Here is an 11,289-nt window from a genome sequence, read left to right as displayed (position 1 = left end):
CTCTTAAATGCTTCTGTTTACAACAATGCTCTGCGCATAATTTTTTCTCATTGTGCCGTTCGGAGAATAAATTTCATTTCTCTGCTGAGATGCGCACTGATCCATGACTTCTGAAATAAATTTCTTTGTCGCGCTCACATATTTTGCAAGAGCGTCATTTTCAACTTTGCTTCTTGAAAGCTTTGTCTTTACGCGGAGAAAAACATCTTTTACTTCAGGATGAAAATAAATATTCTCTGAAACAGATGCGATTTTTTCACGGAACTTGTCAACTTTGGAAAATTCACTGCCAAGCTCATTTATATTCAAAACATATTCTTCAAGACCTGCCCAGCTGCGCTTTACAACACACTCGTGAATTTTATTCTGCTCCATAAGCATAGAATCAAGAATGCGTTCCTGCTCATTAAGCACACTGATTAATTCAATCTCTTTTTCTTCCGCCATAAGTTTTTCCTTCAAAAAGAAAGTTTCTATTTGATTTTCGGAATATAAAAAATTTTGTTTAGAGAAAAATTCAAAAGACTGAATACTGACTTTTAGGTCAAATGCCGGGTTTTAGGATTTCTTGAAATTCCTAGTCATTATCGGGCTTGACCCGATAATCCGTTGAAAGTTTTCAGCAGACTCCTGTGCCGTAGCTCAGGAATGACAAGATTCAGAAAGAAAATTATCTTTGGCCGGAAAGCTCAATGTAAATCTGATCCGCAAGTCCCAAAGAAGCGTTCTTGGTAATCGATTCCGCCATATTGTCATACATCATGTCGTCGTACATTTTGCGGGCATACTCGTTGTCTTTTCCAGCGAGACTTGTTTTTTGAATTGTATTGCGCATTGACGAAAGCATCATTTTTACCATGTAATTTTCCATTTCCATGGACTGCGCATAAAGCTCGGAAGTTTTGTCAATTACGGGAGTTTTTCCACTTGAAGTTTTTGAATTTGCGGCGAATCCTTGCGGCCGTGCTGACTTGTCAGAATCAGAGGTAAACGCTCCGTAGAATCCCTGAGTGTAATCTCCGTTCAGGCGATGATTTTTGGCAATCTGGCTTGAAGAGACACCAGATAACGATGCTCCTTCAGAAATTCCCAAGGCAGTTTTATTCTGCATTTCCTTTACGAGCGAAGAAAATTTTTTTGCCTCATTCTGAAGAACAGTAGAGTCAATTGCATTGCTTCCATTAGACAAAGTGCCTGTTATTCCAGTTCCAGAAATTCCGTTTACCGCCATGATTCCACCTTATTTTTATTTTCGGCATTTTGTATTCAGGATTTTACAAGATTTTTATAGACAGCTGCTGGCTTTAGTCCAATCATAGTATCTCCATGTTTCTTCGCAATATTCATAATAGCCGCATACTCTCCATGAGCCATAGAAAACATAGTAAGGCAGAACAGGACTTATCCCTTTCCAGCAAAGAAAAGGAAGATAAGAAAGGCAGCGGCGGAAAAGCAAACAGAACTAAGTACAAGAGAACCTACACTTGGAACGAGCGCAACCAATTAGTTTCAAGCGTTGATGCAAACTACAATACCGCATACGTCTACGGACAGGACGGACAGCGTTCTAATAAATACACGCAGAATTCTGAGACATTATATTTTAATAAGATGTGGACCTTGCACACTGATAGCGGTAATAACATATACGGTGGTCAGTCTTCAAAGAATATCTATCTTGGGGACACACGAATTGTAACGAAATTAAATTCAGGCACAAACCCGACTTATCAGGAGGAATATTATAAACAGTATTTTTATCACTCTGACCATCTCGGCTCTGCCTCTCTCATTACAGACTACAAGGGCGACGAATATCAAAGAATTGAGTACACGCCTTACGGCGAGACCTGGGTTGAGAAGACACAGAATACAGGGCTTGAGTATTTGCCGTATCGTTTCACAGGCAAGGAAATTGACGAGGAGACAGGCTTATACTATTATGGAGCTAGGTATCTTGACCCGAGGTACAGCCGCTGAATAAGCACTGACCCGGCACTTTCAGAATATATGTCCGGCTCAAAGGCTGGAATGGGAGGTGCATACAATTCTGTAAACCTTAACCTTTATCACTACGCAGGAAATAATCCTGTAAGGTATATAGATCCTACAGGTTTATATGATGAAGAAAATGGTTATACGAAACAAGAAATTAATGATTTCAAAAAAATGAATACATCAGAGCAGCTTGCATTTTTGAAAAATGAAGTTTCTAGTGTTGAATATGGAACATCTTCCGCTGGAGCAAAATCATCTCACATGAGAACTCAATTAAAAAACTCTATGAAGCTTGAAAATCTTTTCAACTCTAGAGATGGAGATGAAAGGTTTATGAACGAAGATCTTAGAGATTTCTTAAATATAAAAGAAGATGGCTCTGATTATACAACGGATGATATGAATGAAAATGGCTGGAAGACTTTAAATTGGCCTGCTGATAGTGAACACCAGAACGAAAAAAATGGTGGAAGAAATAGAAAGTATGTTAATGAAGATGGTCGTGAAGCTGTTTTTGATGCAAAAGAAAATTATATAAAAGACACTATAGACAAAGGAACTTTCAATTATGGTAAACCAAATTGGTATCCGGCTTCTGCACATGGTCGTTACGATATGAAACCTTTCTTCAGGCAAAATAAAATACAGCCATGGTATTGGCGGTTAAGAGTTGGTTCAAATTATGGTTGGAATTCAAAATAGGGTATTATTATGGCAATGAAGGAAAAATTTTTTATCATACTTCCATATTTAGTCTTAACAGTTATTATTTCATTAATTGTCGACTATTTTTGGAAAGTTTCCGGATCTGAGAAGATCTTCCATTTAGAAGGAATAAAATCTACTGAATTAAATAAAGCTATTAAAGAGGAGTTAGATAAAGGAAATCCTTTTATTTATATGCATCAAATTAATGTAATTAACCAAGATAGTGATGAAATAAATTTTGCTATCTGGTCTAAGAAAGAATTAAAAGCTTTTAGATTATTAGATTTTAAGATTTTGTATGAAGACAATGAGATAAAAATAAAACGAAATATTTTATATGAATTAAAAGATGATAATCCAAACTCCTTTAGAATTATTAATAAGGAATCATCTAGTATGGAAAATTTAATATACCAATATAATGTTTATGGAGGATTTGAAAATTTTAAAATATGCAAAGTAAACTTTAAAAAAATATTCTCGAAACGGAGAATGAACCTTGGAGATAAAATTTCTGTAAAAATAATTATTCATTATCTTTTAGATAATAATGAATATTTTCAAGAATTAAATTTTGTTTGTGAATGTGTAGAAGGTGATTCTTATCCACCAAATTGGTTTATGTTTTTCTTTCCTGGAGCTTATTGAATATAATAATAGTTTAAGTCATCTATCACCAAAGGTGATGGGCTGAACCGCCTTGTAAGAATCGGCTACCCCGACACAGAGGACACAGTCTACACTATAAAGACCCAGATGGCAAGATTATTGAAACAGCATGGGATGTCGCATCTCTGCTGGCAGGTGTTGCATCTCTTGTTGCAGATGTAAAAGGTGCTGTAATTGACAGTTTGGGAATTGTAGCAGACACAGCAGCTGTTGTTTTGCCAGGCATACCAGGAGGTGCTGGAGTAGCAATAAATGCAGCCAGAATAACCGGAGCCGCTGCAAATATTGCTGGTGGTGCATTGTCAATTCAAGATGGATTAGAAAATAGTGATTATCTTGAAGCTGGCATAGGAGCTGTACAAGCAGCAAGTGGTGTTGGACAAATTTCTAAAGCAGTTTCTGCAGGAACTAAACTAAGCAATGCGGCAAGTTCTGCAAAATCTTCACAAAAGACATACCAAACATATACCAAAACAAATCCTGTAACAGGAGAAGTTTATTCTGGAAGAACAAGTGGAAAAGGTGATCCATTTTCAAATATCGCAAAAAGGGATTCGAATCATCACATGAATGAAAAAGGATTTGGTCCTGCAAAACTTGATAAATCTTCAAGCAATTATCAGGCAATACGTGGACGAGAGCAACAGCTAATTGACATGAATGGCGGTGCTAAGAGTATGGGAGGCACTTCTGGGAATAGTATTAATGGGATAAGTCCAAACAACCCAAAATATGATATATATATGAATTCTTGTAATAAGGAGTTTAATTAAATGAAACAAATTCGAAAACTTGGAAATGTATATGCGATTCCTCTTCCTGATGGAAAATATGCTTATGGCAGACAATATAAAGATCCTTGCATTGGAATTTCAAAGTTTATATCAAATAAAATAATAAAAAAGCCTGATTTTTCAGAAATAGATTTTTTCGTAGGAGTATACAATGATGTTTTAACTAGTGGGATTTGGCCTAAAGTTTGTAACTATCCATTTGAATCTGAAGAAGAAGCCTGGGGACCACCTATGTATATTCAAGACCAACTGAATCCAGCAAATTACGAAATCTATTATAAAGGATTGATTAGAAAAGCTTCAAAAGCTGAGTGCATTGGTTTAGAAAGGTGTGCTGTATGGGATTCAAATCATATAATAGATAGAATCATGGGGAACGAAAGATGGACAGAAATTTGTAAATAGTACAATGAGAAATACCCGTTCTATGCCGCCTCAGACGGAGGCTACGTCCTCAAGGACGAGTGGAAGGCGCCCAAGGACGAGCAGGCCGCCCGCTCTGAATGGACTGCCGGCATTGAGGCGGAAATCCTTGAGGCTGATCCCGGCCTTAAAAAGAAAAACCCGGCAGAGTTCTCTGCAAAACTAGAGAGTGTTTTTAATGAAAAATACGCGGAATACTTAAAGCTCGACAGCCTGCTTTTGTCGGAGTGCAGGAAATTCGGCTTCGGAAAATTCTCGTCAATGCGGGTCTCGCAGGAGTTCAATATTGAGCATCTATACAGCATAAGCAACAGCTCCTACTCGCTGCTTGCTGCAAGCAACGGGCTTAATCTCAGCAGGGAGGAATTCACGCTCCCCAAGACGAGATGGAATTCCGGAAGCGACTACTCGGCCGAAAACATGAACCGCGGGAAAGCTGTCTACTCATACAACAAGACCATAACGCAGGACGGCTTGACCGGCACGGCAGCCGAGGAGATAAAGATTCAGAGCGACGAGTTCCTGTACGGAGGCAAGGACGGCTGGTTCTACGGAATCTGGAAGGGAAGCCTGGATGATGCACCCTTCTCGGGGAAAAGGCTCAGGGAGCATGAAAGCTCCGCGGAGGGCATAAGCTCGGAGGAGGACTTCAGCTCCAGGAAAAATTCCGTTCCGGCAGAAATTTCCGGCAAGCAGAAAGAGCAGAAGGCGGCGGACAGCGTGCATTTCTACCTGCCCCAGAGGCAGGATGAATGTGAACTTGCAAGAAACGCCAGCGGATTCAGGAACGCCTCAGTCCCCTACAGTGTGGACTACCCGGAATCCCTCATGGGAACTGTCGCCATGTACTCGGAGGCGAGGAAGACATCCGCGGGAAGGGAGCTTTCCACAAGCTACTACATGCCCTTTGTCTTTGGAAACATAATCCACGCGGACAGGGCGGGAGGCGTCTCCTATTATAAGATCGAGGGACTAACTGATAACTCTGAAAGCACAGCGGCGCAGCCGGCAGGAAGCTCCCTGCTTTCAATGCCGGCGATAAGGAAGTCGTATACAGAGGCCACTGACAAGACGCCGTCCGCGAAATTCGGCATAGGGCCTGTCGGCGCGGACCTCTCAAGGGCCTCAAGCAGCAGCTCCGCAAAGGACTCCTATAATCTGGCCGTCAGCCTTCCCGGCGGAAGCGCCTCTGTTGGGGAGAACAGCTCCATATCGGCGGCAAGCCAGATCCTCCAGGATGTGAACGCGGACGGCATTCCAGACATTGTCCAGGCTGTCGGCGGAGCTCTCAGGATTATTGAGGGGGCAAGGCTGAATGAGTCCGGCGAGATAGGCTTCAGCAAGGAGCGGACTGTGCCAGGAATTCCGTTCCTGTCAAAAAACGAGACTACGTCAAAGGTGTACGGCGGCTCGGTCTCGGCGCAGGGCTCTGTGAGGCAGGTCCCCAGAACGACCTCATACGGAAACATAAAATATGTTGTCGTGGAGCCGCAGGCGTCCCCGAATGCGTCGGGCGGGCTCACATACTCCGAAAGCTCCAGCCTGCAGACGCACGGGCTCGCGGACATAAACGGCGACGGAATCCCGGACTACTGCAACGGGAATTTCTACGCGCTGGGCAACGGCTCGGAGTTTTCTACGGACTATGCAGGCTTCGCAGTCGGAAACATCTCGGAGAGCAGGTCGCAGTCCATCGGAATGAATTTCAGCGCAGGACTCGGAGCCGTGGCGGGCTCGGCGGACCTGCAGGCCGCGAAGAGCCTCAGGACAGGCGCGAGCGGGACCGCCGGAATAACCTATAGCTCCACGACGTCAAGCGCCGGGAAAATGATGGCGGACATAAACGGCGACGGGCTTCCAGACCATGTCCTTCGGATTCCCGGCTTCGGAACATACTGGAAGAGGAACATAAGCGGACGCTGCGGGCTGCTTGAAAGAATCGGCCTGCCCCAGGGCGGGAATGTACGCCTTGAGTACGCCGAGAAATACGGCACGGCAGACAACCCGAATTTCAAATACGTGATGAGCGGAGTCACCATGGATGACGGCTGCGGCGAGGCACTCCCGGCCATAAGCCACGGGGAGCATTCTGTTGCGACAGTCTTTGAGTATGAAGACGGCTACTACGACAGGCAGAGAAGGGACTTCTACGGATTCAGGACTGTGAGGACAGCTTTTGCAGACGACACGGTTCAAATCGATGAATACAACAACTGCGAGTACTACGCCAAGGGCTGCATTGAAAGAACCGCCTTCTACGCAAAGGACGGCTCCCTGCTGTCGGAATGCAGGACATCCCTCTGCCCTTCCCCTGTCGCCCTGCCAGAAAAGGAGGAGTCCTGGACTTACGAGAAGTCCAGCGGAAAGGACAGCTTTATATACACGGCAACAGGCTATGAGTACGACGGCTTCGGAAACTGCACGCAAGCAACGCAGGACTTCGGCGATGGGGAAACCCTCTCCGCGCAGGTTATTTACGACAACACTGATGTTGCTAATTATGTCATTGGATTGCCTGTTGACATCCGGGTTTATGATTCAAAAGGAAAATTGCTGCGGCATCGTTCTGGTGAATATGATGACAAAGGACAACTGAACAGACTTCATCAATACTATGATGACAACAATTATTCTCTAAACACGCTGAGCTACGACAGCTACGGAAACATCAAGTCCGCGACTGACAGCCGCGGCGCAACGCTAGCCTACACCTACGACAATGACGAGAATATGTTTGTAACTGAAATTTCTCAATATGGAAAGAATACAGACATTTATAAAAGCTCGATCAGTTACGACATTCCGGCGCAGACGAAGACCATGGAAACTGACTGCAGCGGAAACTCTATCCGATACGAGTACGACAGCTGGCAGAGAATCACAAAAGTCTGGACAGGCTACGACACTGGCACAACTCCTGCGGCAGCTTATGAATACAGCACACCGAACAATGATTCTTCTGGGCACCATGAATTATGGCATGCTATAACAAACAACAAGGTAACCTTCGACGCTGGCGATGATTCCGTTATTCAGACTGTATTGCAGGTTGACGGAATGGGGCGAGCAGTCCGCACGGCAAAGACAGGCTTTGTGAATGGAGCTGACGGCTGGAATGTGTCCGGCGCGGTCGAGCACGACGCAAAAGGCAGAGCCTCAAAGGAAGGCATGACGGAATTCATACAGGGAGGCATGGAGACGCTTCTTGAGTCCGTGCCAAAAATGACGAGCCTTTTCACCGCTTACGAGTACGACGAGAAGGACAGGCGGATTAAGACAATTCTCCCGGACGGCTCTGTGCAGTCGGCTGCTTTTTATATAGAAGAAAACAGGTTAATAACAGAAACGGCAGACCCGCTCGGAAATGTGTCTGTCCAGGAAACCGACAGCCGCGGAAACATCGTCAGAGCCTCAAAAAAGGACGCGGCTGGAAAGCCGCTCACGCAAGCAACATACCGCTACAATGAGATGGGCGAGATGCTCAAAGCCTTTGACGCGAAGGGAAACGCGGTCATGGCCGAGTACGACCTGCTCGGTCGGAGAACCGCCCTTGAAAGCAAGGACTCAGGACGGCAGGAATTCTTCTACGATGAGTGCTCTAACCTTGTCCGTGAAAATAACAGCGTCCTTAGAGAAAGCAATAAGCAGATAGTCTACGGGTACGATGGACTGAACCGCCTTGTAAGAATCGGCTATCCCGACACAGAGGACACAGTCTACACCTACGGAGGCGCAAACGACACCAGCGGAGCAAGCAACAGAATCCTGCGGATTGACGACGCTTCCGGCTCACTTGAGTACGAGTACGGCAGGCTCGGCGAAGTAACAAAGGAAACCCGGACGCTCGCAACGCATTTGAACGGCAGCAATCCTACAGAGACCGCCGTAATGGAATACAGAAGCGACTACCTCGGCAGAATGCAGCACATCATCTACCCGGACGGCGAGAAAGTCTCCTACGGCTACGACCGCGGCGGACAGGTTGTAAGCGTAAAGGGCGAGCACTGGGGGCATGAATTCAACTATGTAACTAATATTCTTTACGATGAATACGGACAAAGAACGCGCATAGACTACGGCAACGGAACGTCCACCGAGTACAATTACGACCCGGCGAGAAGATGGCTGGACACAATCAAGACGCAGGGCAAGTGGGGGCAGGCATACCAGAACATCGCCTACAGCTTTGACCGCGTGGGCAACGTGCTGGGCTACGAGAACGACTGCCTGCATGAAGCCTCTGGAAGCTACATAACAAGGCAGACCTACTCTTACGACAATCTCTACCAGCTTATAAAAGTGAGCGGCGAGACAACATACAATCCGTACCAGTCATCAGTGCCTGAATTTATTTCAAATTATATGCAGGAGTTTTCATTTGACGCAGACGGCTTGGGCAACATGACAAGCAAAGTTTCTTCGGAGACAGTCTCTCCGCAAAAAGCCATAGGCGACAACTTGAACTACACTTTTAACTATGTCTACGATGAGAATTACGCCCACCGCCTGATAAGCGCGGGCGGCCGCTATTACAAGTACGACGCAAACGGAAACATTGTCTGCGAGCAGGACGGAGCATTTGCCAATGACGGAGAGGAGCAAGTAGTTTATCACAAAATAACTCAGGAAGCGGACGGAGTCTACTCGACAGATTACGGCTGGGGACTGTTCAAGGAAGATGACAAAGGCAGCAGCGGAAAAGCAAACAGAGCAAAATACAAGAGAACATACACCTGGAATGAAAGAAACCAGCTTGTAAGTTCTGTTGATGATAATTACAGCACAGCCTACATCTACGGACAGGACGGGCAGCGTTCTAATAAGTACACGCAGAATTCCGAGACATTATATTTTAATAAGATGTGGACGCACCATACAGACAGCGGAAACAATGTCTACGGCGGACAGACTGCAAAAAATATTTACTTGGGCAAAACTAGGATTGTTACAAAACTAAATTCTGGACACGAGCCGACCTACAACGAGGAGTATTACAAGCAGTACTACTACCACTCTGACCATCTCGGCTCTGCCTCTCTCATCACAGACTACAAGGGAGATGAGTACCAGAGAATTGAGTACACGCCTTACGGCGAGACCTGGGTTGAGAAGACAAGCAACACCGGGCTTGAGTACCTGCCCTACAGGTTCACAGGCAAGGAAATTGACGAGGAGACCGGTCTGTACTATTATGGTGCTAGGTATCTTGATCCGAGATATTCAAGGTGGATTTCTACTGACCCAGCACTGGGCGAGTATATCCCGGGGACTGGAAAGGCGACTGCCAGCGAAGCGGGCAGCCTGCCGGGAATGGGCGGTGTGTTCAACACAGTGAATTTGCAGTTGTATCATTACGCAGGAAATAATCCGGTCAAGTACACTGATCCAGATGGAAGAAATATATTTGATGATATTGGAGTTGCAACAAAAAACGTATGGGAGAAAACTGTTAATGTTGTTAATACAGCAAAAGATACAGTTGTGAACTCAATTTCAGATGGATTTAAAGCAATTACTTATTTTCACTTTGAAGGACGAGATCTTAAGAATAAGATAACTGAAAGTTATTCTGAAATACAAGATTCTGCTGAAAATGGAGGAGACTGGACTTTATTACCAAATAGCATGTCTGTTTATCATCAAAATGGCATTGGAGAACCAGAATTAAAATTTGTTTGTAATGATGGTAGAGAGGCTGTATTTTCAAAGGATGATTCACCTGACGAAAGTTATCAACTAGTAACTGATCCAAGATATAAAGGAACTTATAATTATTGTAATCCGGCTTCGCCTCCGACACTGCCAAATGGAATAACAGATTTTAGAGGAATGGGAAGGTGCATATCTGAAAGTTTGAAATTTGCAACAAAAGGTGCAGGACATCTATTTGCAGATATGTTACCATATTATATTACAGGGTGTAAAAATGAAAGAAATCAGTAAATTAATTCTACTTTTTCTATTAGGATATGTTATATTTTCTATATTTTCATGTAAAACAGCTTCTATCGTAAACTTTGAAAGTGAAAGCTTTGAACAGTTTAAGTCTAACTCAATTTTAATTGATGAATATCCCGATACTTTTTATTATACGCGTGTAACAACTGCTGTATGGGTTCAGCTAATATTTAGGAAATTTTCTAAAGAAAATGATTTCTCTGAAATCTTTTTACAAAATATTACAATTATTGATGATAAAGAAACAGAGCTTTATAAAGCGGAAAATGTTTTATTATCATCAAATGGTGTTCTTCATTCTGAAAAGAATTGTAATTATGAGATATATTCGTATCAAATAGAAAATTCAGATTTTACCCCAAATGTTTTACAAACCTATAAGACGGAATATATAATTCTTAATTTTGAAATTAACGGAATAAAATATTCGGAAAGATTAAAAAGAAATGAAAAAAAATATTTAGTAACCCGAACTTAATAAAAATCTCTACACTAAATACTTTTCGCACCTTAATGCAGTGATAGTATCTCCCACAAATACAACTTTGTAGAGAAAAAATTAATATTTCAAAAGGTTCTCATAAGTTCAATTCCGATTTATCGAACCAAGATTTTGAGATTTATGCAGAATGAGAGCGCTGCTACTCCTGCTGGCCGCCATGCTCCTGGCATCGTCATGCGCGCAAAAATCACAAACCACCCGTCAAACGGGTGGTTTGCACTTAGCCTATAAGGCTAG

At 43.5% G+C, this 11,289-nt stretch carries 9 protein-coding genes; 7 read left to right on the top strand and 2 right to left on the bottom strand.

Features of this window, described 5'->3' with window-relative positions:
* Positions 1-3 precede the first annotated feature (3 nt).
* Both Q0N70_RS04350 and Q0N70_RS04345 read right to left on the bottom strand, forming a co-directional pair.
* The gene (locus tag Q0N70_RS04350; protein ID WP_013701588.1) at positions 4-447 is read right to left on the bottom strand and encodes a hypothetical protein; all 444 of its coding nucleotides are present in this window, start codon (positions 445-447) and stop codon (positions 4-6) included.
* Positions 448-670: 223 nt separating this feature from the next.
* Positions 671-1,231, bottom strand: a complete 561-nt coding sequence (locus Q0N70_RS04345) for a rod-binding protein (protein WP_294014222.1) — start codon at positions 1,229-1,231, stop codon at positions 671-673.
* A gap of 134 nt (positions 1,232-1,365) precedes the next feature.
* Between Q0N70_RS04345 and Q0N70_RS04340 the strand changes: the two genes are divergently transcribed.
* The 7 genes from Q0N70_RS04340 to Q0N70_RS04310 all read left to right on the top strand — a co-directional run bounded on the left by Q0N70_RS04340 (position 1,366) and on the right by Q0N70_RS04310 (position 11,028).
* Positions 1,366-1,980, top strand: a complete 615-nt coding sequence (locus Q0N70_RS04340; RefSeq protein WP_294014221.1) for an RHS repeat-associated core domain-containing protein — start codon at positions 1,366-1,368, stop codon at positions 1,978-1,980.
* Between the two features lie 51 nt (positions 1,981-2,031).
* Positions 2,032-2,700, top strand: coding sequence for a hypothetical protein (locus Q0N70_RS04335; RefSeq protein WP_294014219.1), 669 nt, complete (start codon positions 2,032-2,034; stop codon positions 2,698-2,700).
* A 9-nt stretch (positions 2,701-2,709) separates the two neighbouring features.
* Positions 2,710-3,354 (top strand): hypothetical protein, encoded by a 645-nt coding sequence (locus Q0N70_RS04330; RefSeq protein WP_294014217.1) that lies wholly within the window; start codon positions 2,710-2,712, stop codon positions 3,352-3,354.
* 203 nt (positions 3,355-3,557) lie between these two features.
* Positions 3,558-4,148, top strand: a complete 591-nt coding sequence (locus tag Q0N70_RS04325; RefSeq protein WP_294014215.1) for a hypothetical protein — start codon at positions 3,558-3,560, stop codon at positions 4,146-4,148.
* On the top strand, positions 4,149-4,574 hold the full coding sequence (locus tag Q0N70_RS04320) for an Imm26 family immunity protein (protein ID WP_294014213.1): 426 nt from the start codon (positions 4,149-4,151) through the stop codon (positions 4,572-4,574).
* 1,257 nt (positions 4,575-5,831) lie between these two features.
* Positions 5,832-10,535, top strand: a complete 4,704-nt coding sequence (locus tag Q0N70_RS04315; RefSeq protein WP_294014211.1) for a toxin TcdB middle/N-terminal domain-containing protein — start codon at positions 5,832-5,834, stop codon at positions 10,533-10,535.
* Complete coding sequence (locus tag Q0N70_RS04310) at positions 10,519-11,028, top strand: hypothetical protein (RefSeq protein ID WP_294014210.1); 510 nt, start codon at positions 10,519-10,521, stop codon at positions 11,026-11,028. Before Q0N70_RS04315 ends, Q0N70_RS04310 begins: the two co-directional genes overlap by 17 nt.
* Positions 11,029-11,289 lie beyond the last annotated feature (261 nt).

It is taken from the genome of uncultured Treponema sp., from assembly GCF_945873775.1.
Lineage (GTDB): Bacteria > Spirochaetota > Spirochaetia > Treponematales > Treponemataceae > Treponema_D.
The sequence above is the reverse complement of the archived record's forward strand: the minus strand, read 5'-3'. Positions and strand labels throughout refer to the sequence as shown.